Source organism: Thalassospira profundimaris WP0211 (assembly GCF_000300275.1).
In the GTDB taxonomy this organism is placed as follows: Bacteria; Pseudomonadota; Alphaproteobacteria; order Rhodospirillales; family Thalassospiraceae; genus Thalassospira; species Thalassospira profundimaris.
Genome location: NZ_AMRN01000006.1, coordinates 158,729 through 184,269, shown reverse-complemented (window position 1 = coordinate 184,269; position 25,541 = coordinate 158,729). Strand labels below are relative to the sequence as shown.

The following is a 25,541-nucleotide window of genomic DNA, read 5'->3' as shown; positions in this document are numbered from 1 at the left end:
AATAAGGTGTCGCTTGGTCTTAGGCGCAGTCTTTGTTCTCGGACTTTGCGTTCATTTCGCCAAACAGCTCGGCAGCGATTTCAAAGGATTTCAGGCGCGCCGTCTGATCATAGATGTTGGCGGTGACCATGATTTCGTCGGCCTTGGTCATATAGGCGAATTCGCGCAGTTTCTTGCGCACCGTATCGCGCCCGCCAATCGCGGCATAGCGCATGGCGTGATCAACGCCAGCCTTTTCGACGCGGTTCCATATTTCGCTCATGTCCTTGACCGGTTTTGGCAATTGGCCCGGTGTCCCACGGCGCAGGTTCAGGAACTGCTGCTGCATTGAGGTGGCCAGATATTCGCCTTCCTCGTCGGTGTCAGCCGCAAAGAAGCCCATCGCGGCAACCGCGTAAGGTTTATCAAGGGCTTCGCTTGGCTCAAACCGGTTGCGATAAAGGGTCAGTGCATCCATCAACATGTCGGGTGCAAAGTGCGATGCAAAGGCAAAGGGCAGGCCAAGGCGTGCGGCAAGGTCAGCTGAAAACAGGCTGCTGCCCAAAAGCCACATCGGGACCTGCGACCCATAGCCCGGTACGGCCCGGATCGGCGGATTTCCTTCAAGCGGGGCGAGGAATGCCTGAACCTGCAAGACATCCTGAATAAAACGTTCTTCGGAGCCGTGCATATCGCGGCGAAGGGCGGCGGCGGTGCGTTGATCCGTGCCCGGTGCGCGGCCAATACCCAGATCGATACGGCCCGGATGAAGCGCATCAAGGGTGCCGAACTGTTCGGCAATCACCAGCGGCGCATGGTTGGGCAGCATGACGCCACCTGATCCGACGCGGATGGTCTTGGTGCCCGCCGCGACATGGGCCATGACAACGGACGTCGCGGCACTGGCAATGCCGGGCATGTTGTGATGTTCGGCCAGCCAATAACGATGATAGCCAAGCTTTTCGGCATGTTGGGCGAGTGCCAGCGTATTGCGCAGCGCATCAGAGGGATGTTCACCCGCATTTACCGGGCAAAGATCAAGAAGGGAATATCTTAGCATAGCCAGACTTTCGGTTTGGCGCGGGCATCACAGAAACAGATTTCAGCGGCGCGCCGGATTTCACAGTTGGCATTAATCTAGCGCGAAATTGCCAGCATGCCAGCCCCGAAAGGCAGAACAGTTGATCCTGTCAGCTTTGATGGGCGGCAAGGGTGCGGCTGACGAAATTACGCAATGCGGTGGAGATATCATTGCTGCGATAGGCCAGTGACAATTGCGCAATGGGCACTTCTCCTTCGATCTCGCGATAGGCGACACCCTTTGCCTGAAGCTGTGTCATCGGTTTGGGAACCAGTGAAAAGCCAAGCTCGGCCGCCACGAAATTGATCACGGATCCCAGCTGTGGCGCGATCTGGCCCATTTGCGGCTCAAACCCGGCGTCCCGACAGGCCGTGACCACCTTGTCATAATGGGTTGGGCCAACCGCGCGCGGGGTCAGGATCAACGCCTCGTCACGGAGTTCTGACAGGGCGACTTTTTCACGTTGGGCAGCCGGATGACCGGAGGGGAGCACAAGCACCATCGGTTCGCTTGAAATCACATGCAGGCGAATGCCATCGCCCGCAATCGTATCTTGTCGCAGGAACACCGCATCAAGGCGTTCATCGCGCAGGCCGGCGACAAGTTGGGCGGAGTTGGCTTCTTCGAGTGTCATCTCAACGCCGGGGTAACTGCGCCGAAAATCACGGAACACGCGCGGAACAGACGGGCTGAATGCAGCGGACGCCGTGAAGCCAACCCGGATTGATCCGACTTCGCCGCGCCCCGCGCGTTGGGCGGCACGAATGGCGCGCTCTGCCAGATCGGGGAACTGTGCAACCACCTCAAGAAACGCCGTGCCCGCCTCCGTCAGTTCTGCGCCATGGGGGACGCGATGAAAAAGGGCCGTGCCGATTTCATTTTCCAGATCGCGGATTTGCTGACTAAGCGGTGGCTGCCCGATGCCGATGCGGGCCGCAGCACGGGTAAAATTTCCCTCGCGGGCGACGGCAAGGAAGTAGCGGATATGGCGCAGTTCCATTGGTGGTATATCCAAAAGATATCACAGAAGACAGTTCCATATATTGGACGGATAGGCGCGATAGTGCAATCATAAGCGTCACCCCACGAACCATTCCAAAAGAGGTCGCAAATGTCTGTTTCCCGGGACACTGACCCAGAACAACATTCTGATAGTGCTGCTGATACGGCGTCATCTGATGCAACGCCCCCCATACGTTCGCAAAGCCCGCTCGCGTCCACCAACGCAAATGCGTCTGCCGATCCGGTGTGGATTAAACCGGGATCGGCCGCATTTCGCCGTATCAGCATTGCACTGTTTTTGGCAGGCTACGCGACCTTTTCGCTGATTTACTGTGTGCAGCCACTGTTGCCGGAACTTGCAAACCACTTTGTGGTTGGACCGGCTGAAAGCTCGCTCGCACTCTCATTGACCACCGGGTTTCTGGCCTTTGCCATTTTGCTGGCCGGTGCTGTGTCCGAGGCCGTCGGGCGCAAGCAATTGATGCTTATTTCCATCTGTGTGGCATCGGTTTTGAACCTGATCGCGCCGTTTCTTTCCGATTGGCATGCCTTTCTTGTGGTGCGCGCGCTGGAAGGTCTGATGCTGGGCGGGGTTCCGGCCGTTGCCATGGCTTATTTGGCCGAGGAAATCGATCCCAAGGGCCTTGGGATGGCGATGGGCATCTATATCAGCGGGACCGCGATTGGTGGCTTGAGTGGCCGTGTTGTGATCGGTTTTCTGACCGATCTGTTTGGCTGGCATGTTGCCCTCGGCGCGATGGGGGCCTTGGGTCTGATTGCCGCACTTGGTTTTGCAGTTCTGTTGCCAGCATCGCGCAACTTCGTGAGACGTCCCGGCTTTCAGGTGGGCTATCACCTGCGGGCCTGGGGCGGGCATCTGAAACATGCGGGCTTGCCGTTCGTGTTCCTGATCGGGGCCTTTGCCATGGGCTGCTTCGTGACAGTGTTTAACTATGTCGGATTCCGTCTTTCCGATGCGCCCTATGGCCTATCGCAAAGTCAGATCGGGTTGATCTTTGTGGTCTATCTGTGCGGGTCGGTGACCTCATCGATAGCCGGTGCGCTATCAGACAAGATCGGGCGTGGCCCGGTGCTTGTGGTGGGGCTGTTGTTGGCGGCCCTTGGTGTCGGACTGACTGTCTCTGACAGCCTGTCGGTGATCATTGGCGGGATTGTCGTCCTGACCAGTGGCTTTTTCGTTGCCCATTCGATTGCCAGTGGCTGGGTCGGGCGGCTTGCCGAAACGGCCAAGGGCCATGCGTCGTCGCTGTATCTGCTGGCCTATTATCTGGGCTCCAGCATTATGGGGTCGGTTGGCGGCTGGTTCTGGGATCAGGGAGGATGGAACGCGGTGGTGGGCTTTGCTGGATCGTTGTTGCTGTGCGCACTGTTCTGCGGGCTTTACCTTTGGGCGCGTGCAGTGCAGGACACTCGCCAATCCCGAAACGAGGTTGCCCGCGCGACCTGATTAAAACAAAACCCCCGCCGGAAACCGGACGGGGGTTTTATCTTTCAGGATGGTTTCTGCTTAGAGCCAATCAGGGCTCGGCAGGCCTTTTTCCTTAAGGAACGCAGGGTTCCAAAGCTTGCTTTGATAGCGGGTACCAAGATCACACAGGATGGTGACGATGGTTTTGCCCGGGCCGAGTTCACGTGCAAGGCGCACCGCACCGGCAATGTTGATCCCTGTGGAGCCACCCATGCACAGACCTTCTTCTTTGAGCAGGTCAAACACGATCGGCAACATTTCCTCGTCCGAGATCTGGAACGGGTGGTCAATCTCAACGCCTTCAAGGTTGGCGGTGATGCGACCCTGACCGATACCTTCGGAGATCGAGCTTCCTTCGGATTTCAGTTCACCGAACTTGTAGTGGCTGTAAAGGGCGGCACCCATCGGATCGGCAAGGCCGATCTGGATGTTTTTATTGCGATCCTTGAGCGCCATCGAAACACCGGCCAGCGTGCCGCCAGTACCAACCGCACAGATAAAGCCGTCCACCTTGCCATCGGTCTGTTCCCAAATTTCGGGTGCGGTGGTGTCGATGTGACCCTGACGGTTGGCAACATTGTCAAATTGGTTGGCCCAGATCGCACCATTGGGTTCGGACTTTGCAAGCTCCTCGGCCAGACGGCGCGACACATGCACATAGTTGTTCTGATCGCGATAGGGGACAGCCGGAACTTCGCGCAGATCAGCACCCAGAAGCCGCAGCAGGTCTTTCTTTTCCTGACTTTGGGTTTCCGGGATGACGATCACGGTGCGATAGCCCAGCGCATTGCCGACAACGGCAAGACCGATGCCGGTGTTGCCAGCCGTACCTTCGACGATGACGCCGCCCGGCTTCAAAAGACCGCGCGCCTCGGCGTCGCGAATAATGGCAAGGGCTGCACGGTCCTTGACCGAGCCGCCCGGGTTTGCGTATTCCGCCTTGCCAAGAATGGTGCAGCCCGTCAGCTCGGAAACCTTTTTAAGCTTCACAAGCGGGGTGCGGCCAATGGCTTCGATGGTGCCATTGCGAATGTCCATGACAGACTCCAAACATGGTGATTTCAAATGTGTTTGATAGTTGATTGGTCTTTTTGCACACAAAAGTCAAGGCAGATTAAAAAATATAACGTAAAGTTTGTGTGATTACTGTTTTTCTGATTAATCACTTCGGCTTCCTCAAGCCTCTGAATTCTGCCGAAGTCGGTCGCGGTTTAGCATCAGCCACTGAACGGCGATGGTCGTCATTGCATTGCAGAGTTGTCCATTCTGCAACATGGCAAAGCATTCTTCGGCCGATACTGTGAAGACCCGGATATCTTCACCTTCCTCGGCGACACCATGCAGCCCGCCAACATTGGTGGTATCGACCTGACCGTAAAACAGGTGGACCGTTTCAGTCGAACAGCCCGGTGTGACGTAATAATGCGAAATCAGTTCGGGCGATCCGATAAGTTCGCATCCGGCTTCTTCAAACGTTTCACGGCGTGCAACATCTTCGGCCGTTTCGCCGTCTTCTATGATGCCTGCAACGATTTCGGTCAGCCAGATCGGCATTTTTGGGTCGCTGTCGTTGACAGAAATGGCACCTGGGCGGAATTGTTCAATCAGTACAACTTCATCGCGGACCGGGTCATAGGGAAGGACGGCAACAGCGTGGCCGCGTTCAAGGACTTCGCGTTGCAGGACAGGGCTTTGACCACCATCAAATCGGTCATGTTGCAACTGATAGACATCAATCTTGCAGTAACCGTCCCAGCTTCGGTTTTTGGCAATTATTTTAAATTTCATTTCTGTCACCGCGTTTCTCCCGGAAAATGTGACATTGTCGATCTATTCAGTTGATTTATCGTTGCTCTTAATATTTTGTAGTTCTTATATATTCGGGCTGATCTGCTTTTATTTGATAGCATGATGTTTCTCATCGTGACCATATTTGCTGGTGCGAGGGTGGCATCCGTCGGTTTCAATTGCATCAAAACTGATGTAATCTTTCGAATATGGTGCGCAGAGAAACAAGTCTTAGATAACTGTGCTTTCATTCAGGGTTTAGATGTGTCGGGGGATACAGGACGTTGATGCGGTTCGAACCAACAGAAATCGCACGTCTGTATGGGCGGTCACGCGTAGGCGTTGTTGTACACAAGGATCTCGAAGCTGTGTATGTCAACGATGCCTATGCGAAAATGCTGGGCCGTCGCGATGTCTCGGACTTTATGAGCGACCCGGACATGCGCCAGTATATTCCGCCAAGTTTCCATCACGAGGCGGACAAGCTTTCCAACAGTTTCCAGAAAAGCAGCGGTTTTCACGGCTGGAAGAAAGTCTACAACATCCGGACGGATGGAACGCCTGTCTGGATGGAAATCAGTGACGAGACCGTCGAATGGGAAGGCGGTAATGCGGTCCTGACCACGGCACAGATGATTGATAATGGTACGACTGCGATGCAGGTCGACCATATGCTGGGTCGATCTTTCATTGGTGTGATGGTCCATCGCAACATGACTGCATTGTACGTTAATGAGAGCTTTGCTCGCCTGATGGGGGCAAAGGACGTCAGTGCGTTTATGGAAAACCCCAATATCCTTCGCTTTATCCCCGACGAAAATCGTCCGCGCGCAATTCGCCATGTCGCGGCAATTCTGAGCGGCGAACGGCGTGGAGACCGGCACCGTGTGCGCGATATTCTCGATGATGGCAGTTCGGTCTGGCGTGATCTGACCGATGAACGCATTCTTTGGTATGACGGCAAGCCGGCGATCCTGACTACTGCCCATGATGTTCGCGACGAAGTCGAAATGCATCAGCAACTTGTTCGGGCCAAAGCAAGCCTTGAACAGGCGGTAACCGAAGTCATCCGGATGGTGCCGTCGGCTGTTGCGATGCTTGATGACAAGCTTGAGGTTATTCACTTCAATCACGAGTTTTCCCGTCTTTTCGGTGGAGAAGCACCGGATGGCTCCGAACCGATATTTGATATTTCAGCACTGCATGAATGTTGTGCCGAGATGATGCGAAACGGGCATGGCCATGCCAATATCGACGAAATGCAGACACCATCGGGCCGACTGGCTGACATCCGCATGAACATGATGGATGATGGCGGCGTCATGGTGTCGGCGACTGACATTACCGATCACAAGCGCAAGGAGCAGATGCTAGATACCCTGGCATCAACCGATGCGTTGACCCGTGCGCTTAACCGTCGCGGTTTTGAAAGCGCGGTCAGCAGATTGCGCGAAATTCGCCATCTCAAGGATAAAAGCTGGCTGTTCGGATTGATCGTTCTTGATCTTGATTACTTCAAAATTGTCAATGATACCCATGGGCATGCGGTGGGCGACCGGGTTCTTGAGAGGGTTGCCGATACCTTGCGTCAGGCGTTGCGTGACGACGATCTTGTCGTTCGTCTGGGGGGTGAGGAATTTGCGGTGTTGCTGCCATCTGCGACGGCTGCGGTCACCAAACGCATTGGCGAGCGTTTGTCGAACATGATCCGTGAAATCAGGGTGCCAATCGACAAGTCCGGTACGGAGTATGTCAATGTCACGGCCAGCTTTGGCGCAACCGTCGGCGGCGAGGGCCGGCAAAAATTCATCGAACTATCAGAAGCGATGAAGGTCGCAGACGAAGCAATGTACGCAGCCAAGGATGCCGGACGTGATCAACTTGTCTTTCGCTTCGCCGGGCAAGAACAAGATAGCTGATCACCGGATCATCGATTATCATCGCCTTCCATCATGTTTTCCTGACATTCGATGCCGCACCTGATTGGTAGTTGCGTGGCAGTTTCTGTGCGAGGCCGTAATGCGTGTTCGTTCCATGACCGTTTCTGATGGTAATCGTGTTGTTGAAATCTATGGGCAGGCCATCAAATCGGGCCATGCCACGTTTCAGGAAAATCCAGGAACCTGGGAAGATTGGGATCAGGGACATTTGCCGGAATGCCGACTGGTTGCCTGCGACGATAACGACATCGTCATTGGCTGGGCCGGGTTATCTGGCGTTTCAAATCGCTGTGTTTATCGCGGGATTGCCGAAATATCGGTCTATGTTGACCCCAATCATCACGGGAAGGGCGTTGGCAAAGCGCTGCTTTCAGCTTTGATTGCTGCCAGCGAGGAAAATGGTATCTGGTCGCTTGAAGCCGGTATTTTCCTGGAAAACGAAGCGAGCCTCGTCCTGCATAAGGCATTGGGCTTCGAGATCGTCGGCCGCAAGCGTGGTTTGGGGCGCATGGGCTATGGGCCGCTGGCCGGACAATGGCGCGATGTCATGCTTTTGCAGCGCCGCAGTCAGGTGGTTGGTGTCGACTAACTTAAAATCATATTGCGCATTTTTCCGCTTTGCGTGCGTAAATTGCGCGCGGAATGCGGTTTTTTCGAATTTGTATCTGGCTTGGTCGAAAACGTCCTTGGCACGCTTTAAATTCGCGCGGCAATAAGGTAATCAACTGGTCTGGGTAAGTGAGAACCCGTAGACGAAAATTTGCCAGGAGCGCCACCGTGAACGAGATCCGTAAAATTGCGCCTGTCGCAATCTGGGATAATTTCCAGAAACTTTGCGATACACCGCGTCCGTCCAATAAAGAAGAAGCTGTTTTAAAGCTTCTGGAAAAGATGGCCGATGACAAGGGGCTTGCGCATTTCCGCGACAGCGGTGGCAACCTTGTTGTGTCCGTTCCGGCAACAGCCGGCTTTGAAGACCGCAAAATGGTGATCTTGCAGTCCCATGTCGACATGGTGACCCAGGCCAATTCTGGATCGACCCACAATTTTGACACCGACCCGATCCGTATGGTGATGGATGGGGAATGGATTACTGCCGATAATACCACCCTTGGTGCTGATAACGGCATCGGTGCGGCGGCAATGATGGGCTTCATGACCGAAGACGGCCTTGAACACGGCCCGCTTGAACTTCTTTTCACGGTTGACGAAGAACGCGGCCTGACCGGTGCGATGAACCTGGAGCCGGGACGACTTAAGGGTGAGATCCTTCTCAACCTTGATACCGAAGACGAGTACGAGCTTTGCGTTGGTTGTGCTGGCGGCGGTGATCTGGTCGCAAGCTATGACTACAGCGAAGAAGCCGTCGGTGCAGGGCAGGTGGCCCGTGATATCGCGCTGACCGGTTTGAAAGGTGGCCATTCCGGCATCGACATCATTCTTGGTCTTGGCAATGCCAACAAACTGATGGCGCGTTTTCTGCGCTCCGCGATCCGTGATTTTGATGCGCGCATTGTTAAAATCAATGCCGGGACCGCCCGCAACGCCATCCCGCGTGAGTCGTTTGCGACCATCGTTCTGCCGGAAGGCAAGGTTTCTGATTTTGACGCGGCATTGAATGCTTTTGCCAGCGACATCAAAGATGAAATCGGCGCGATTGAGCCGAAATTTGCGATTGCCGCAACCAACGCAGATGTCCCTGCAAAGGCAATGAGCGCAAAAGACTCCAAGGCGTTCAACAATGCCTGTGTTGGTGCGCCGAACGGTGTTCAGGCCATGAGCACCTCGGTCAACGGCGTTGTTGAAACCTCGATCAATCTTGCCATCGTCAAGCTTGGCGAAGGTAAAGCCAAGGTGACGCTGTCAGCACGTAGTTCTATCAATTCTGCGCGCGATTCCCTGCGCGAGGTCGCAACAGCGGTATTTGAGAATATCGGCGCATCTGTTGCCTGGGGCGATGCCTATCCGGGCTGGAAGCCTGATGCCAACAGCGAAGTGGTCAGCCTGATGAAGGCGGTTCACAAGGACATGTTTGGCAAGGAGCCGGAAATTCGCGTCATTCACGCAGGCCTTGAGTGCGGCGTACTGGGATCGAAATACCCGCATTGGGACATGGTATCGTTCGGTCCGACCATCAAACGCGCGCACAGCCCGGATGAATGCGTCCATGTGCCAAGCGTTGCGCGCTTCTGGGATTATCTTCTGGCTGCGCTTAAGGCGATCCCGGCCAAGGGATAAGGTCTCAATCGAATTTGATGAAGTTGATGCGACTGATCGGGAAACCGGTCAGTCGCATTTGTTTTCAGCACACCACGCATCGCGGGCATCAGAACCATTTCCCGGAACCAGTGCGTCAAGGTTCACAAAGCCGTTTTCACCAATGCTGGTTTCAATTTCGATCCAGAATCCCTGACTGTCGCCGGCGACATAGACAGTTTCAAAGCGGGTCAGGCGGCGAATGATGGTGTCATTGACACTTGGACCATCGCGAAGGTTAAGAAGTTCACGATCGACATAATAGGGTTCGCGTTCTTCACCAATCAGGTCCTTGACCTGACGGGTGATTTCCGTGCCTTGTCGGGCAACCAGTTCATGGATGTCACGGGTGACAAATCCCTGGCCGGGGCCAAAGGCAATCAGGGCAGCAAAAATTAGCAAAAACAGCGGACTAAGATGGAGCAGGGCATCGAACATGCCAGCACGCTTCCATTCGTCGCGAACGCGCCGTGCGGGCTGCCCGTCATCCAGGCGGCGCTGGGTTGCGCGCACCTGTTCAGCAAGGGCAGAGCGGTTCGACCCGATAAAATCAAGCGCCTGCATCAGAACAGCGCGTGCAAGCGGCTTGTTGCCAGACCGTTCAAAGGCATTGGCCTGTGTAAACAGCATTTTGGCGTTGCCCTCCGGCGGGAAAGTGCCGCCGCGCATGTTGCCAACAATCGCCTTCCAGGCCGGTATAAAGCTCTTCCAGCCCCAAAACCCGCGCAGCCATGTCTTGAAACTGGCCTTAAGCGCCATGCGTTTTGCGCCCTTGGGGGCAAGGTTGGCGGTGATGGTTTCAATGTTGCAGGAATTCAGAAAACCACGCACGACCTTGAATTCCACCTGCCGCGGTTGGGCTGATACCACGCCAGTGACCGCGCACTGGATGAAGCCTTGTGCGTTGGGTTCGGTCTTTTTGCCTTTGTGGCGACGGGCACCGGGATGAATGTTGCTTTTGCGCGCATTGGCCTTGGCCTGCTGTTCGCGGTAGGCCTGATTGGCGCGGGCAAACTTTTCCTCGGCAGTTTCTTTGGCTTTTTCCTGTTTGCGCCCGGCGCCGGCAAAGCCCTGTTTCTGGCGGTTCGCGTTTTGCGGACCTGTTGCGTTCGGGCCATAAGCGGTCGATGTCCCGTTGGTGCCGGTGCCGGGCTTTTGGGCTCCCGAGGGCGCATTGCCTGATTGCTTGGGCGCTTTACGTTCGCCAATCAGGATTTCATAGGCCTCGGTAATGTCCTTGAATCTGTCCTCGGAGTCCGGGTCCGTGTTGCGGTCTGGATGAAATTCAAAGGCCAGCTTGCGATAGGCCAGTTTGATTTCCTTTGCGCTCGCCCCCGGCGCAATGTTCAGCATGCGATAATAAATGCCGAGGTTATCGGTGTTCATGATGAATGAAAATTCCTGTCAGGCATGCTTGTCAGCGCAGTAATCCAGCAAACGACAATTTTATCGATTGTATTTCGCGGTGCAATCATATGCTGGAAATCTTAACACGTTGTCACTTTTGGCTAATTGCAATATTTTCAGGAATCGCAAGTGCACGCGATGCGAACAAACAGGTAAACGCCTTGAAACTGAAATTTTGGCAACGCAAGTCTGATGCGGATGGTGATGCGCCCGAAAAGGGCGGAGGTTCCGTTGGCGTCGCCCAAGGCGAGGCGCCCGAATTCGAAATGCCGCCGGGACATCACCTTGATTTCGGCACGCGGTTGCGCGCGAAGTGGGAAGGGTACGACGATCCTGTTGAATACTACCTTCTGCAGCTTGAAATCGATGCCTATACCGACTGGTTGCGCAAGATGCGTGTCTGGCTTGCCCGTCCGGTCGAGCCGGAGCTGAGTGAGCTTGCGCTTGATGATGAAATCGGTCGCTGGCCGCCGGATCGTATCCGGCTCTATGACAAACTGTTTGATCACGGGATCATGATGCCGGGCGGGCATGAATACGCCCTTGAGCTTGCCAAGCCGCTGGCACTTGATGAAACACTCAGTTGTCTTGAAATCGGTGCAAAGCTTGGCGGTGTGGCCCGCTTGCTGGCAGACCGTCTTGGCGTTTGGGTGACGGCGCTGGAGCCGGACGGCGAGCTTGCACTTTTGGGCATGGAGCGATCTGTTCAGGCCGGTGTTCAAAAAAGAGTCCCGGTTCAAACGCTTGACCCGCTTCAGCCAGAGCTTCGCAAGGGCTATTTCAACGTCGTTTATTCCTATGGCGAGCTTTATAAGATCCCGGAAAAGGAAACCTTTCTCAAAGCTTTGGCCGAAACGCTGCGCGATCACGGGCAGCTTCTGGTTACGGATTATGTTTTGACGCGTGATCTTGATGAAAATGAGTTGGCGAACTGGGCCAGGCTTGAAGGTGAAGAGCTGTTTCCGTGGACAGCACAGGAGTACAAATCCCGTCTTGGTCAGCTGAAATTCGATATCCGTATTGCCAAGGATGAGTCGGAAACGCATCTGAAGCATATCAAACTGGCCTGGATGACAATGCTTTCAGACATCCAGAAAGCCGGTCTGGACCCCGATATCATGGATTATCTGGAGCCAGAGATGGAAATGTGGATGAATCGCGTAAAAATGCTTGAAAATGGCAGCCTGGCCTTTTATCGGTTCTACGCAACGATCAACTGAGTGCTCAGGTTTAAGATCCTGAGCCGAGACTGCTGCTGGCGACGCAGAGGGGATTTGTTCCACTTTCTGTCGCCGCAACCTGTTTTAGGTGTTGACAGGGGCATGTCGTACTTCTATTTTCCGGCTTCCTCGAAGGGGCCAAGTTTCTAAGGTTTAAGATTATGAAGATCCGGAACTCATTGAAATCCGCGAAGCTGCGGGAAAAAGGCTGCCGTATCGTGCGCCGCCGTGGCCGCGTATACGTGATCAATAAAAAGAACCCGCGTTTCAAGGCGCGCCAGGGTTAATTCCCGGTACCTTGTTCTAAGGTTTTACAAAACGCCGCATCGGTTTATCCAATGCGGCGTTTTGTTATTTGTATTCCTTGAATGATGAAGGGGGCAGCAAATGTCCCCTTTCTTTATTTGTCGGGCCGGGTTGTAAACAGCTCTGTCGTGGTGTGGCGCCCGCGCAAAAGCACGTCACCTGCCTTGGCAACACGATCAGGATCGGCCAGCAGGTTGCGGGTTGTCTCCGAGATCAGGATTTGTGTTCCCAGAACCTTGTTTTCCTGTTCAAGGCGTGACGCCGTATTGACAGCATCCCCGTGGACGGTGAATGACAGACGGGCTTTTGCGCCGACATTCCCGGCAACCATCGGGCCGGTATTCACACCACAGCGAACTTTTAACTCAAGGCCCTCGAACTTGCGCTTTTCGACTTCGGCTTGCAGGGCAATGGCGCTATCGACAGCGGCATCTGCGTGGTTTTTTAGATCATCAAACACGTTATAGACCGCAAGGATCGCATCGCCCTGGAACTGGGTGATGATGCCGCCATGGCGTTCGATGATCTGCGTCGCACAGTCGAAATAGTCATTAAGCATCGCAATGATCTGTTTCGGATCAAGGCTTTCGCACATCGAAGTGAAACCGACGATATCGACAAAAAGCACTGTGGCTTCGGAGATTTGCGGCGGCAGAACGCCGGAATCATTGCCCGATGCCAACAGCTTTTTGGCAATGGATTGCGGTACGAACTTACCAAACAGGCTGGTAATGCGTTCACGATCATGTACGGCCATCATCATGTGATTGAACGACCGCGCGGCATCATCATATTCACGAATGCGGCTGCCTTTAAGTTGCGGAACATCGATGGATGCGATGTCTTCGTCTTCAAAGGCGCGTGCAGCACTGGCAAACCGGCGGATCGGCTTGGTGAAGTGTCGCGACAGGACAATGGCAACGATCACCGACAGGATAAAGACGGCACCGCCAAGAACAGAGGCCAGAACCAGTCTGTCCCATTCGTCGTCAAACAATTCCTGGTCAAAATACATGCCGATTACGACCGGTGAAATTGGTGCGGTTTGAACCTGGCGCGTGACGATCAGGTGATAGCGATCATTGTACTCAAGCCCCGAAAGGCGAATGCCGCTGTTGTGGCGTTCGTCATCGGGATCAAGCCGGATGCTTTCGGATTTTCCGATATTGGCAAGAACAGGGTCACCAATGTCATGAATGGTGGGCAGGGGAATCGGGCTGCGTGCGATGTTGTCGCCATTAACCAGCTCGGTTGTTGTTTTTTCCCCCCAGTTGCGCAATCCCGGATGGGCCATGACCCGATTGCCGCCAATCAGGACAAAGGGCGTGCCCGGCAAATCTTCGCGCCCGCGGATCAGGCTTTCTGACAAATTGGACAGCGAAAGATACTGAATGAACGTTCCAAGATACTGCCCGTCATAAAAAAGCGGTACCCAGCTTGTCAGGACGGTGCGGTCAAAATAGGGGTCCCAACGCGGATAGCCCGTGCGGTTGCTGATAGGACCGCGGATATGCGCAAGCTCGGAAAACAGCATATCGTCTTCGGGCAGGGTTCTTCGGATGTCGCTCATGTCTTCGGGATTAAAGCCGATAAATTCGCGTTCGCCGGTCACAAGCCCATAGGCCATGACACCCATGTCTGCGGCTGCAAGGGCGCGCATCGTGCTGGTCCAGCCATATTGAAAACTTGGATCAAGTGCGCCACTGGCAACCTGTTCTGCGACCCAGTCAGAACGTTGTTCGACCTCGTCCATGCGTTCATGCATGGTGCGCTGCACCGATGTCAGGTCAATATCAGCCAGCATCACCCACAGATTGCGGGTGTTTTCATAGGCCGTTCCAAGACCGACATAAAGGGATAGTCCGACGCCAAAAACACTGGTGGCGATAAAACCGGCAAGCAGTACAGAAAGGACTGAATATCTGCGTTTTGATTTCAATCGGTTTTCTTCCAGAAAAGAGGTTTTCCCCAACCCCGCGCCGATCTTAGCGGCGATCGAACTTTGTTGAAAGGATGATTGAGCTTGATGTGCGTTTTATGCCTGACATTTCCCCGATCCGGTCAAGCACGCCATCAAGTTCTTCAGGCGTGTTTGCGGCGACCTCGGCAATCAGGTCATATTCGCCTGAAACCGCAAGGCACCGAATGCAGTGCGGGACTTTCTGAAGCGCGCCAACCACGCCTGCTGACTGCTTTTGTTCAAGCTGTATCAGGACTTCTGCCAGCAAGACGGGCTTTGCGACATCGCCAAGCTGAACGGTGTAACCCTTGATAACTTCTGCCTTTTCAAGGCGCTCCAACCTTTCCTGAACGGCACTGCGTGACAGACCGACTTCGCGTGCCAAGGCAGCGGTAGGAATGCGGGCATTTTCCTGCAGGCGTGCGATCAGCTGGCGGTCAACTTCATCAATCTGACGTTTCATCGGTTTTACCCATTAAAATGACGGGGTTTTATTGTGTTTTGACAGTATTGCCGGGTTGAAAGCGTTCGTCCAGCGGCGGAACATAATCGGGCAAAAACAAAACATGATCAGGGCAGGTACGACATCGACGGTGAAGGTGTCTGCTCGTTCGGGAGTTAGAGAAAATGAAAAAGATTTTGATCCTCGGCGCCGGGAAAATTGGTCGTATTGCTGCGGTGATGCTCAATGAAAGTGGCGATTATGCGGTGACGCTGGCCGATGCCAGTGGCGAAATGCTGGAAATCTGTGCCGAAGACAACGCAGCCACCTTGGTAAAAGTAGATGTCACGGATGAGACCGCACTCACCGACGTTGCCAAAGGGCATGATGCGATCCTGTCGACATGCCCGTTCTTTTTGAACGTGGCGATTGCACGTGTCGCACGCGCGGTTGGGGCATCCTATTTTGACGTTACCGAAGATGTCGAAACCACCCGCGCCATTCGCGAAATTTCCAGGGGTGCGCAATGTGCCTTTGTCCCGCAATGTGGTCTGGCGCCGGGATTTATTTCCATTGCGGCACATGACTTGTTCAAGCGATTTGATCATGTGAACAAGCTTCGTTTGCGTGTCGGGGCTTTGCCGCAAAACCCGACCAACCGTTTGAAATATAACCTGACCTGGTCGACTGACGGGCTGATCAACGAGTATCTGAACCCGTGTGAAGCGATCCTGAATGGCAAACGTGTCGAAGTGCTGCCCCTCGAAGGCTATGAGCGCTTTACCATCGACGGTACGGAGTATGAGGCCTTCAATACATCGGGTGGCGTGGGCGCGCTGTGTGACATGCTTGAAGGCAAGGTTGATAACCTTGACTACAAGACGGTGCGATATCCGGGGCATCAGGAAATTCTTAAAATCCTGATCGAGGACCTCCGACTTGGGGAACGTCCCGAGATGATGAAGGAAATCTTCGAAAATGCCCTGCCAGTCACCAAGCAGGACGTGATCGTGATCTTTGCCGATGCCGTCGGCACGCGGCGCGGAGAGCTTTGTGAAGAGAGCTTTATTCGCAAGGTCCATGGCACGCGCGTTGGTGATATGGACTGGTCCGCGATCCAGATTACGACATCGGCCGGTTTATGTGCCGTTATGGATATGGTTTTGACCGGTAAATTGCCCGCAACCGGTTACGTGCGACAAGAAGAAGTCAGGCTGGAAGATTTTCTGGCAAACCGGTTTGGTCGATACTACAGCCACGCTGGTTGAGTGGGCCTAGCGACCTGCATTTGATATTTTGTACCGAAACCCTCCGGAGGAAATTCCGGAGGGTTTCTTTGCTTTTCAATGCTGTATCTGGGGAAGTTTTCCTGATGTCTTAGAAAAATGTGTTCTTACAATCGGTTAGAGAAGCGATGACTTCGCCGTCATGAATTGTTTTGAAAAATTCCATCAAGGACGTGGTTTGTTAACGGTTGGACCTTATAGTGGGACGAAATCTGCTTTCTCTTGGGTAATAGGTATTCCTTGTCTGATTTTGCCGACATCTACCGTTCTGCATTGAACCTGTATGAGGCAGGCCGATACGCAGAGGCAGAAGAATCCTGTCAGCGAATGATCCGATCATTCCCACAGGCCGCAGAGGCAATGCACCTGGCCGGTCTCGTTGCGATGCGCCACGGTAATCAGTCCCTGGCCGCGGAACGTATGGGGCGTGCCGCCATTGCCGATGCCAATAATGCAGAAATTCAGCATGACCACGCGCAGGCCCTTAAGGCCATCGGCAAATTGCGCGACGCCGTTGGTGCGTTCAAGCGGGCCATTCGTCTGTGCCCGGATGCCCCGGCACTTTATTGCAATATCGCCAATACCTATCGCCAGCTTGATGAACTTGAAGACGCGCGGGAAAATTATGAACGCGCGCTCGAACTGGCCCCGGATGTCGCCGAAATTCATGCCAATTATGCCGCCTGCCAATATGCAATGGGCGATATCGAAGGCGCTGAAACGTCTTGTTTGACCGCGCTTAAGATGCGCGACGACATCGTCAATGCATTGGTTCTGATCGGCCAAATTCGCCTGGATCAGGGGCGCACAGTTTCCGCAAGCGAACCGTTGCGCCGTGCGCTATCGCTTGAACCCGGACATCCGCGCGCATTGACCGCCTATGGCGATGCACTTTTCCAACTGGGTCAGTTTGCCGGTGCGCAACATTGCCTTCGGCAGGTTCTGGCCCTTGATCCGGATGACACCAGGGCGCGCAGGACCCTTGCGTTGCTTAATTTGCGTGTCGGGCAGGGGCTTGAGGCGATTGGTGCGCTTGAGCCGCTATTGGCACACAGTCCGGAAGATCCGCAATTACTGCTGATGATGGGCGAGGCGCTTAGCCTTGTTGGCCGTCATGGCGAGGCCGTTGAACAGTTTGGCGCAGCCATCGGGGCCGGTGGTGGTGATGACGCGGTTTTCCGTCTTGCCGTCGAACTGGCCGAAGAAGGCGATACAGGCTCTGCGCAATCGGTCCTGCAAAGTGGGATAGATCGCAAAATTGCCGCGGGCGAGAATACCGCGCTGTTCCGCACAGCACGCCGTTTGTTGTTTGCCCCCGTGCCGACCGATCTTGCGGCCCAGAATGATGAAGTCGTGCGTGATCTTCTTGATGATACGCTTGATGAAGACGCACTTGAGCCAGACCTTGAATTTGTTGGTTCTGACCGGATCGATCCCATTGTTCTGACCCGTTTTCCACCGGTGTGGCGCGCCGCATTGCGCCCGGAGGGGGACAAGCAGTTACGCGCGGTTGGTCATTACTGGGAACGCCTGGTGTCAGGCTATGATGTGCCGGAAGTCAGTGCATCCTCCACGCGGCTCGGTGGGAAAATCCGCATCGGCATCGTTTCGGCCAATATGTGTGACAATGGCGTGGGGCGTTGGATCGAAGGCCTTGCCGAGGCGATTGATCGCGACCGGTTTGATGTGACAATCATCCGTCCGCCGACGGGCGAGGACGACATTACCGCCCGCATTGACGAACATGCCGACCTTGTCGTGCCATTGCCGCTTGATCCGTTGCATTCGGCACGGGTGATTGCAGGGCTTGGTCTTGATGTTCTGCACTATGTCGATCCACAGGCCGATGCCTATACGATGTTGCTGGCAAGCTGGCGTTTGGCGCCGCTTCAGATTTCAGGGGGCGGGATTGCCGCGACCAGCGGTCTTTCCAACATTGATTATCATCTGATCGCTGAAGATTGGGAAACAGCCGGCGGTGAAAAGCGATTCAGCGAGAAGCTGGTGCGTCTTCCGGGTCTGTTTGTGAATGCCACCCCGCCAGAACCTGTCGAGATGTCGACAACGGACTTGCAGCGGCGCTGGCGATTGGCGCAGGACCGCAACACCTATTTGTGCCCGCAGCCGCTTGATGTTCTGACGGCAGAGTTTGATCCGCTGATTGCCGAAATCTTGCGGCTGGATGAAACCGCAGAACTTCTGTTGATTGCGCCAGAACGCGATAGCTGGGATGCGGCATGGGGGCGCCGGTTTGCCATTAATCACGCGGATGTTGCCGGCCGGATGCGGTTTGTGAATGTGCGCAACCGGTCCGATTTGCTGACACTTCTATGTGCTGTGGATGTCGTGCTTGAAAGTCCGGCATGGAATGATGCGATGCTGGCCTTTGATTGTCTCGGACTTGGTGTGCCGCTTGTTACCTTGCCGGGGAATGCGGCGCGATCCCGGCGCAGTCATACCTGCTATCGTCAGATATCGGTCTTTGATTGCGTTGCCTATCATTCGGCCGATTTTGTCGACACGGCCCTGACGCTTGCGACCGACAAACGCCGTCGCTCGGTCGTTTCGCATGCCATCAAGAGCCGGTCACACATTCTGTTTGGCCAGAAATCATCCTTTGATGCCTATATGCAGTTTCTTGACCGATCAATCGCATTGCCAGCCGATAAAGTGATTTAATTTCCGATAGATAACCTTGAAACTACCCAATCGACTCACAAATTCTAAGGTGATGTTTGTATATGGCAGTGATGCCAGACCCGGTTGAGGTAGTTTTATGGCCTTGCGTTTTTCCAAGGGGCAGATCGTCCGTCTGACTGTCGCCTTGGCTATTGTCGTTATTGCGATCTGGCAACTCGCACCACTTACCGTTTCTGATATTCGCCCGAACGGCGTTGTGAATGCCAAATTGGTGACCATTCAGGCACCGATCAGTGGTCAGCTTGTTCGCGCAATCCCCGATGTCGGAGAACCCGTTTCGGCCGGGTCGATTGTGACAAGAATAACCGATGACACCGAACCCCAGGCGCTGCTTGCCCAGCTTGATGGTGAATACCAATTGCTGCGGTCGCGAAAAACGGCGTTGGTTGAAAAGCTGTCGACCCTGAATGGCCTGCGCCGCGAACTGGGCGAGCGTGTCCGTGAAATGGTGACCGGCTCAATGGAAAGCCTGCATTACAAAATGCTTGAGGCAGCGGCGCGCCAGAAAGGCTGGATGTCGGTCGTCAAGGAACGTGATCTGAGCCTTGCACGGCAGAAAACCCTGTTGGCTGATGGTCATGTCGCCAAGGCGCGCGTGGAAGAAGCCGAAAGCCTGCTTGAACAGGCCCAGCAAGAGGTCGAGCGTGCACGCGCCGATGAAGAACGTTACCGCAAGGAATCCGTGGCGCTTGAAAAAGGTGTCTTTGTCGGGGATGGGCAAAATGATGTGCCATACTCCCAGCAGCGCCTTGACGAAGTCGTTCTTGCGATTGCCGATCTGAATGTGCAACTGACCGAAACCAATGGTCGCATGGCATCACTTGAAAAGCAGCTCCGTGATGAAAGCGCGCGTGCGGGGCGGCGTGAATCCATGCTGGTACGCAGCCCGATTGACGGGCTGATATGGCGGCGCATGGCGACCGAACTTGCGACGGTTACCAAAAACAATGACTTGGCAAAAATTCTGGATTGTTCGGACATTCGCATCGAAGTGCCGGTGGATGAAAGCCTGTCTGATCGTATGGAAATTGGGGCGGTTGTTTCGGTTCGCCTGCAAGGATCACCCGAAACGTTTGAAGGGATCATCAGCGGCGTGATCGGCACCCGTGCGGTATCGCCGGAACTTGAATATGCAGCCTTGCCACCGTTGCTTAAGAAGGATGAAGTCCTTCTGGTCGTCAACATTCCCGATTCCGGCTTTGAAGATCGCCCGGAGACCTTCTGTAATGTCGGTCGTCGCGCCGAAGTCAGCATTCCAAGCCGACTTCATAGCTGGTTTGGCGAGAGCGACCCGTCATAATGAACGCGATGGCGCAATTCGCACCGCTGGCACTCGTTGTCGGTGTCATGATGCTGGCGTCACCGTTTCTGCGCCGTGACCGGTTATGGGCGCGTTGGCTGGTTGTGTTTTTCCTGATCGCGCTGATTGCACGGTATTTGCCGTGGCGGATCACCGAAACAGTTTTGCCAGCCGACCTCACCACGTTTCAGGGCTGGTGGATTGTTTTCCTGTTTGCGATCGAAATCGTTTTTTTGTGCGACATGCTGCGTCAGTCGCTTATTCACTGCAAAATTGTCAATCGCAGTGCCGAAGCCGATCAGGCCTATGCCAGACTGTCCGCCCGACCAGTCGAAAGCTGGCCAAGCGTCGATGTCTTCATTCCAAGTTACAACGAACCGCTTGATGTGCTTGAACGCAGCATTGTCGGTGCCTTGGCGATTGATTACCCGAACAAAACCGTTTGGGTGCTTGATGACGGTAAGCGGGACTGGTTGCGTGATTTCTGTAAGGAAAAGGGGGCCAAGTACCTTACGCGCAAGGACGGGACCCATGCCAAGGCCGGTAATGTAAACAATGGGCTGGCACATTCCAGTGGTGACTTGGTTTGTATTTTTGACGCAGATTTCGTGGCGTATCGCCACTTCCTGAAACGCGTGGTCGGATTTTTCGAAGACCCGACAATTGGTATCGTCCAGACGCCACAGCATTTCTTCAACAAGGACCCGATGCAGCGCAATCTTTGGATTGCCGATCGGTGGCCGGACGAGCAAAGGCTGTTCTTTGATCATATTGCGCCGTCCGTGGATGCTTGGGACTCAATGTTTTGTTGTGGATCTTGCATGGTCATGCGGCGCAAGGCGCTGGATGCCATCGGTGGTGTGCCGACCGCGTCCATCACCGAAGATATTCTGACCTCACTTGAGATGCTGCGCGAAGGCTATCGCACCCGTTACCTCAATGAAAAACTGTCTATCGGTCTTGCCGCTGAAAGCCTTCTTGCATTCCACACCCAGCGTGAACGCTGGTGTCAGGGTGGTATTCAAACATTGTTTTTAAAGGCGGGGCCGTTGGGGCCGGGGCTTTCGCTTTGGCAGCGGATATTGCTGTTTCCAATCTATTGGGTGTTTCATATCCCGGCGCGCCTGCTGGTGATCATGATCCCGATCTTTTATTTCTGGTTTGGCCTGCAACCGCTTGAAAATGCGCGAAGTTGGGAAATTTTCTATTGGCAATTGCCGGTTTTGATCGGCGGCTGGGCAACGGCGATGTGGCACAATGGCCGGCAAGCCTATCCCATCGTCAATGAAGGGCCCGCAGTGCTGGTATCCCTCAGGCTGTTTCCAATTGTTGTGTCATCTTTGATCCGGCCATTCGGGCGTCCGTTTAAGGTGACACCCAAGGGATCCCAGTCCGGGGTGGGGAACTCCAGGACCGAGGCAATCATTCTCGGCGTACTGTTCGTTTTGACGATTGGCGGGTTCTTTTACAACATCAACACCGACATCCGGATCATCGATAACGCCGATTTTCTGCTCGTTGGGGGATTATGGGCTGCAATCAATTCGCTGACATTGCTTGTTGCGATACTGATTTGCTTTGAAAGTCCGGTGCAGCGCCAACAGGAACGTTTCCCGACCAGCTTGCGGGCAAGGATTACGGCAAACAGTGATGATGACCCGCTTGATATGACGATCACCGATATGTCATTGGGCGGCGCACGCGCGATTTGCCCTGCAACGGATATTGATCGCGACAGGTTCCAGAAGGGGGCATTAATCAAGCTCGATGCCGAAGAACTGCCGCCGCTAGACGCCAAACTGGCGCGGGCCTTTGTGAATGATCAGAAACAGCTTGTCCTGACACTCGACTTCACGCCGGAGCCCGCCGGCGACGTACGCGATGCGTTGATCCGTGTGCTTTACACAACCGGGATCGATAACGCATCAAAACCGGCAGGCAGTTTTGCGCTTTGGGGCGCGTTGTTGCGCCGGATTTTTGGACGTGGTCCTGTCAAAAGCTAGGACGCCAACGACGGGTTGAGGTTAGCTCAACGCGTCAATGTCGGCTTCGGAAAGGGCAGCTGGCACAATGGTCAGTGGCAGGCGCAACTGACCTACGGTATCGCTTTTGGTCAATGCCGTGATCAGCGGGCCGGGGCCTTCACTTGTCGTGCCTGCGGCAAGGACCAGAATGGAAATCTGTTCTTCTTCGTCAAGAAGGTTCAGCAATTCGTCCTTGAGACGTCCTTCGCGGATGAACAGAAGCGGCATGCTGCCGGTTTGTTCATGGACATATGCGGCCAGCTCGTTCACACGGGATTCTGCCTCGTCACGGGCTTCTTCCTTCATCAGATCGCCAACCGCCATCCAGTGCTGGAACTCGGCCGGTTCAATGACGCTGAGAAGGGCGACACGACCGCCGGTATGTTGTGCGCGACGGCAGGCATAACGCAATGCCTTGGTCATCTCATCGCTGTCATCCACGACAACAAGAAATGTCCTGTTCGAAGTCGCACGAAGTTCCTGATCGGCATCAAAAGAAGGCATATGGGTTCTCTGAACAGTTGCACTCAACCGCTGCGACACTGAACAGATGTGGGACTGTTGTTACGAGCGGACAGTCAAATTGTGCCGCAACTCAATGCCGGTTTCCAAGTGATTTTTGGTAATAGCGACAAAGATTTATGCGTTGCGTTATTGATTGAGGTAATGCTGCAGTCGCGAAGCAGCAAGGACCCAGAATGCGCGTTTTGAGGGTGAGCAGGCCCGCACGCTGTTAGCGTTTGCGGAATACGACACTGGCAACCCAGCCCGCAACCACGGCGATGATCACGGCAATAATGCCATAAAGGGCCGAGTAACGATGGGCGAATTCATAAACCTCGGCACTGATGCCGGTTTTTGAAACAACCAGTGGCGTGGTTTTGACGCTGGCAACACGGCCATCCCGGATCAGATACACATTGATGGTGTAGGTTCCCGTCGGCGTATTGGCCGGAAAATGGATATCCGTTCGAAACAGCTGATTGGACAGAAAACTGATCTTGGCCGGGCGTTCCCCAAACAGACCCGCACCTTGCATATTGCGAACCAGCGCCTCGCGATAGACTTTCTGATCATCATCGCTCAGCTTGCTTTCGCCGATAAAACGCTGATTTTGAAGGCCAATGCGGTAATCGAGCAAGACTTCCGGGGATGCGATGATATCCATCGGGCGGTTTGATGCGCTGGCATAATAGGCTGGCACGTTCTTATAGCGCGCGCTTTCGCTGTTAACCCAAATGCCGACTTTACGCTCTTTTTTTCGGACCACCATGTCCTGGTCCGGGCCGCGTACCGTGACGACGACGTCACCTTCTTCCTCGACCGCGCCAAACAACAATACGTTGGTGCCGGTAAAGCCGGTGGTGATGGCCACAAGATGGTTCGACAAATCGACAACCAGCGGATCAGCCGATGCCTTTTTGGGGCCAGCCCCAATGGTCAAGAACGGCAGCGCCAAGGCAATCAAAAATGCGGCTCGAATGGCTGAGGGTACTGGCATCACAGATCCCCCGGCATGACGGAATAAAGGTCGCTTGGTGTTATCACCAGATCAAACAGAAGCTTCAGGCAGACCGACAAAACCAAAAGGCCAAGCAGGGCACGAAGATGTTCTGCCTTGAGGCGGGAGCCAAACTGCGCACCAAACTGTGCGCCGATAACCCCGCCAATCAGCAACAGGATGGCAAGTGCGACATCAACCGTCTGGGTTTGCACCGATTGCAGGAAGGTGACGTTGGCCGTGACAAAGATGATCTGAAACAGCGATGTGCCAATGACAACCCCGGTCGGCATGCCCAACAGATAGATCATGGCCGGCACCATCACAAAGCCGCCACCAACCCCCATCAATGCGGTCAGCATGCCAACAAAGAAGCCAACGGCAAGCGGCAGCAGGGCGCTGATATAAAGCCCGGAGCGATAAAACCGCATCTTCAAGGGTAGGCCGTGGATAAAGCTGTGTTGATGTTTCTTGGATCGGCGGATTTGGCCGCCGCGACGCCGGGTACGGAAAATCGCGCGCGTGGCTTCAAACAGCATCATGCCGCCAATGATACCAAGGAAGATGACGTAGCAGAGCGAAATGACAAGATCGATCTGACCAAGTGACCGCAACCAGGCAAACACCCAGACACCGACGGTCGACCCGACAATACCGCCTGCCAGAAGAACCAGACCCATTTTAAGGTCGACATTGCCGCGCTTCCAATGGGCGAACACACCCGATACAGAAGATGCCACAATCTGGTTTGCAGCAGTTGCCACGGACACGGCCGGGGGAATACCATAGAAAATCAAAAGCGGCGTAATCAGAAAGCCGCCGCCAACGCCAAAAAGACCCGACAAGAAGCCGACCCCGCCGCCCAGTCCCAAGATCAGAAATATATTTACCGATATCTCGGCAATCGGGAGATAGATTTGCATCGCGGGCGGGCTAACAGCGTTTGATTGATTGTTGTGGTTCAGTCTAACATATTGTGCAAATGCAACAATCGCCAATTGCCGCTATATCGGACCGGGTTCGTATTTTTTATAAGGTTTCTTATGTCGACATCTTCAAGTGGTCCCCATGATGCAGTTCTCGACGCGCGCGGGCTGATGTGCCCAATGCCCGTTCTGAAGGCAAAAAAAGCACTGCGCGACATCAAGGATGGCGAGATTCTGCAAGTCCTTGCAACAGATCCCGGTTCTGTCGCCGATATGAAAGCCTTTTGCGAGATGACGGGCAATCGCCTGATTTCGTCTGAACAGGACGAAGATGTTTTTATCTATCACATTGAAAAATCCGGTACCTGAAACCGGCTTCTAAAGCGCCCCACACGATGAAAGTTCCCTGAATGTCGCCAACCCCACCTAATCTGACTTGGCTGGATTGTGATTTTGATGATCTGTCCGCGCGCCACGTGCACAGCCTTTTGAAGCTCCGCCAGCAGATTTTCATTATCGAGCAGACCTGCATATTTCCCGACATAGACGGGCTTGACCCACGATGCAGGCATATTGTTGCCTATGAGGGGGACGATGTTCTGGCTGCGGCCCGTATCGTTGCACCGGGCATTGATCCCGACCATGCAGAACAAGGTGACCGTCCTGCGATTGGACGCGTTGTCACCAGCGATCGTTTGCGCGGGCAGGGCATTGGCCGCGAAGTGATGCGCCGTGCGATTGAGGTTTGTGAAAAGCAGTTTGCAGGCAAACCGATCTATCTGAACGGGCAGCTATATCTACGAGGTTTTTATGAAAGCCTCGGCTTCGTGCAATTTGGCGATGAATATGACGAGGATGGTATCGCCCATATCAGCATGGAACGCCCGGCGAACCTGAAATAGGTCCAGCAGGTGGAATGACCAGTAGCGGTGCA

The 25,541-nt window shown here is 54.4% G+C and carries 22 protein-coding genes; 12 read left to right on the top strand and 10 right to left on the bottom strand.

The features are described from left to right. Nucleotides 1–19: 19 nt before the first annotated feature. On the bottom strand, nucleotides 20–1,039 hold the full coding sequence (locus TH2_RS12840) for an LLM class flavin-dependent oxidoreductase (RefSeq protein ID WP_008890866.1): 1,020 nt from the start codon (nucleotides 1,037–1,039) through the stop codon (nucleotides 20–22). A gap of 130 nt (nucleotides 1,040–1,169) precedes the next feature. After that, nucleotides 1,170–2,060, bottom strand: coding sequence for a LysR family transcriptional regulator (locus TH2_RS12835; RefSeq protein WP_008890865.1), 891 nt, complete (start codon nucleotides 2,058–2,060; stop codon nucleotides 1,170–1,172). A 111-nt stretch (nucleotides 2,061–2,171) separates the two neighbouring features. Between TH2_RS12835 and TH2_RS12830 the strand changes: the two genes are divergently transcribed. Beyond that, complete coding sequence (locus tag TH2_RS12830; RefSeq protein ID WP_008890864.1) at nucleotides 2,172–3,530, top strand: MFS transporter; 1,359 nt, start codon at nucleotides 2,172–2,174, stop codon at nucleotides 3,528–3,530. A 60-nt stretch (nucleotides 3,531–3,590) separates the two neighbouring features. Here TH2_RS12830 and TH2_RS12825 read toward each other — a convergent pair whose 3' ends face one another. Both TH2_RS12825 and TH2_RS12820 read right to left on the bottom strand, forming a co-directional pair. Continuing rightward, entirely contained in the window at nucleotides 3,591–4,589 is a 999-nt protein-coding gene (locus tag TH2_RS12825; RefSeq protein ID WP_008890863.1) for a cysteine synthase A, read from the bottom strand. A 138-nt stretch (nucleotides 4,590–4,727) separates the two neighbouring features. Next, the gene (locus TH2_RS12820) at nucleotides 4,728–5,339 is read right to left on the bottom strand and encodes an NUDIX domain-containing protein (protein WP_008890862.1); all 612 of its coding nucleotides are present in this window, start codon (nucleotides 5,337–5,339) and stop codon (nucleotides 4,728–4,730) included. A 287-nt stretch (nucleotides 5,340–5,626) separates the two neighbouring features. Between TH2_RS12820 and TH2_RS12815 the strand changes: the two genes are divergently transcribed. The 3 genes from TH2_RS12815 to TH2_RS12805 all read left to right on the top strand — a co-directional run bounded on the left by TH2_RS12815 (nucleotide 5,627) and on the right by TH2_RS12805 (nucleotide 9,517). Further along, the gene (locus TH2_RS12815; protein WP_008890861.1) at nucleotides 5,627–7,258 is read left to right on the top strand and encodes a sensor domain-containing diguanylate cyclase; all 1,632 of its coding nucleotides are present in this window, start codon (nucleotides 5,627–5,629) and stop codon (nucleotides 7,256–7,258) included. A 100-nt stretch (nucleotides 7,259–7,358) separates the two neighbouring features. Beyond that, a complete protein-coding gene (locus TH2_RS12810) occupies nucleotides 7,359–7,868 on the top strand; it encodes a GNAT family N-acetyltransferase (RefSeq protein WP_008890860.1) in 510 nt (169 codons plus the stop codon). Nucleotides 7,869–8,056: 188 nt separating this feature from the next. Then, nucleotides 8,057–9,517 carry an aminoacyl-histidine dipeptidase gene (locus TH2_RS12805; protein ID WP_008890859.1) on the top strand — a complete coding sequence of 487 codons (1,461 nt, stop codon included), beginning with the start codon at nucleotides 8,057–8,059 and terminating at the stop codon, nucleotides 9,515–9,517. A 48-nt stretch (nucleotides 9,518–9,565) separates the two neighbouring features. Here the strand turns inward: TH2_RS12805 and TH2_RS12800 are convergent, their stop codons facing one another. Continuing rightward, nucleotides 9,566–10,921, bottom strand: coding sequence for a DnaJ domain-containing protein (locus tag TH2_RS12800; RefSeq protein WP_008890858.1), 1,356 nt, complete (start codon nucleotides 10,919–10,921; stop codon nucleotides 9,566–9,568). A gap of 182 nt (nucleotides 10,922–11,103) precedes the next feature. On the opposite strand from TH2_RS12800, the gene TH2_RS12795 reads away from it, so the two are divergent. Then, nucleotides 11,104–12,162, top strand: coding sequence for a methyltransferase domain-containing protein (locus tag TH2_RS12795; protein ID WP_040823880.1), 1,059 nt, complete (start codon nucleotides 11,104–11,106; stop codon nucleotides 12,160–12,162). Between the two features lie 161 nt (nucleotides 12,163–12,323). Beyond that, nucleotides 12,324–12,449 carry a type B 50S ribosomal protein L36 gene (gene ykgO / locus TH2_RS12790; RefSeq protein WP_007090004.1) on the top strand — a complete coding sequence of 42 codons (126 nt, stop codon included), beginning with the start codon at nucleotides 12,324–12,326 and terminating at the stop codon, nucleotides 12,447–12,449. Nucleotides 12,450–12,562: 113 nt separating this feature from the next. Here the strand turns inward: ykgO and TH2_RS12785 are convergent, their stop codons facing one another. After that, nucleotides 12,563–14,407 (bottom strand): adenylate/guanylate cyclase domain-containing protein, encoded by a 1,845-nt coding sequence (locus tag TH2_RS12785; protein WP_157194094.1) that lies wholly within the window; start codon nucleotides 14,405–14,407, stop codon nucleotides 12,563–12,565. 46 nt (nucleotides 14,408–14,453) lie between these two features. Then, nucleotides 14,454–14,891: an Lrp/AsnC family transcriptional regulator gene (locus TH2_RS12780; RefSeq protein WP_008890855.1), complete on the bottom strand. Its 438-nt coding sequence runs from the start codon at nucleotides 14,889–14,891 to the stop codon at nucleotides 14,454–14,456. Between the two features lie 140 nt (nucleotides 14,892–15,031). Between TH2_RS12780 and TH2_RS12775 the strand changes: the two genes are divergently transcribed. The 4 genes from TH2_RS12775 to TH2_RS12760 all read left to right on the top strand — a co-directional run bounded on the left by TH2_RS12775 (nucleotide 15,032) and on the right by TH2_RS12760 (nucleotide 22,159). Continuing rightward, on the top strand, nucleotides 15,032–16,138 hold the full coding sequence (locus tag TH2_RS12775; RefSeq protein WP_274517100.1) for a saccharopine dehydrogenase family protein: 1,107 nt from the start codon (nucleotides 15,032–15,034) through the stop codon (nucleotides 16,136–16,138). Nucleotides 16,139–16,378: 240 nt separating this feature from the next. Further along, nucleotides 16,379–18,835 carry a tetratricopeptide repeat protein gene (locus TH2_RS12770; protein WP_338010105.1) on the top strand — a complete coding sequence of 819 codons (2,457 nt, stop codon included), beginning with the start codon at nucleotides 16,379–16,381 and terminating at the stop codon, nucleotides 18,833–18,835. A gap of 97 nt (nucleotides 18,836–18,932) precedes the next feature. Next, nucleotides 18,933–20,156, top strand: coding sequence for an HlyD family secretion protein (locus tag TH2_RS12765; protein WP_008890852.1), 1,224 nt, complete (start codon nucleotides 18,933–18,935; stop codon nucleotides 20,154–20,156). 8 nt (nucleotides 20,157–20,164) lie between these two features. Continuing rightward, nucleotides 20,165–22,159, top strand: a complete 1,995-nt coding sequence (locus TH2_RS12760; protein WP_238538701.1) for a glycosyltransferase — start codon at nucleotides 20,165–20,167, stop codon at nucleotides 22,157–22,159. Between the two features lie 21 nt (nucleotides 22,160–22,180). Here the strand turns inward: TH2_RS12760 and TH2_RS12755 are convergent, their stop codons facing one another. The 3 genes from TH2_RS12755 to TH2_RS12745 form a co-directional block, all read right to left on the bottom strand. Beyond that, nucleotides 22,181–22,684: a universal stress protein gene (locus TH2_RS12755; protein ID WP_008890850.1), complete on the bottom strand. Its 504-nt coding sequence runs from the start codon at nucleotides 22,682–22,684 to the stop codon at nucleotides 22,181–22,183. A 229-nt stretch (nucleotides 22,685–22,913) separates the two neighbouring features. Then, on the bottom strand, nucleotides 22,914–23,681 hold the full coding sequence (locus TH2_RS12750; protein ID WP_008890849.1) for a TIGR02186 family protein: 768 nt from the start codon (nucleotides 23,679–23,681) through the stop codon (nucleotides 22,914–22,916). Beyond that, nucleotides 23,681–24,604, bottom strand: a complete 924-nt coding sequence (locus TH2_RS12745) for a sulfite exporter TauE/SafE family protein (RefSeq protein WP_008890848.1) — start codon at nucleotides 24,602–24,604, stop codon at nucleotides 23,681–23,683. The genes TH2_RS12750 and TH2_RS12745 overlap by 1 nt, the downstream gene beginning before the upstream one ends. Before the next feature lie 120 nt (nucleotides 24,605–24,724). On the opposite strand from TH2_RS12745, the gene TH2_RS12740 reads away from it, so the two are divergent. Next, a complete protein-coding gene (locus tag TH2_RS12740) occupies nucleotides 24,725–24,976 on the top strand; it encodes a sulfurtransferase TusA family protein (protein ID WP_008890847.1) in 252 nt (83 codons plus the stop codon). Nucleotides 24,977–25,017: 41 nt separating this feature from the next. Continuing rightward, nucleotides 25,018–25,509: a GNAT family N-acetyltransferase gene (locus TH2_RS12735; RefSeq protein ID WP_008890846.1), complete on the top strand. Its 492-nt coding sequence runs from the start codon at nucleotides 25,018–25,020 to the stop codon at nucleotides 25,507–25,509. The last annotated feature ends 32 nt before the right edge of the window (nucleotides 25,510–25,541 follow it).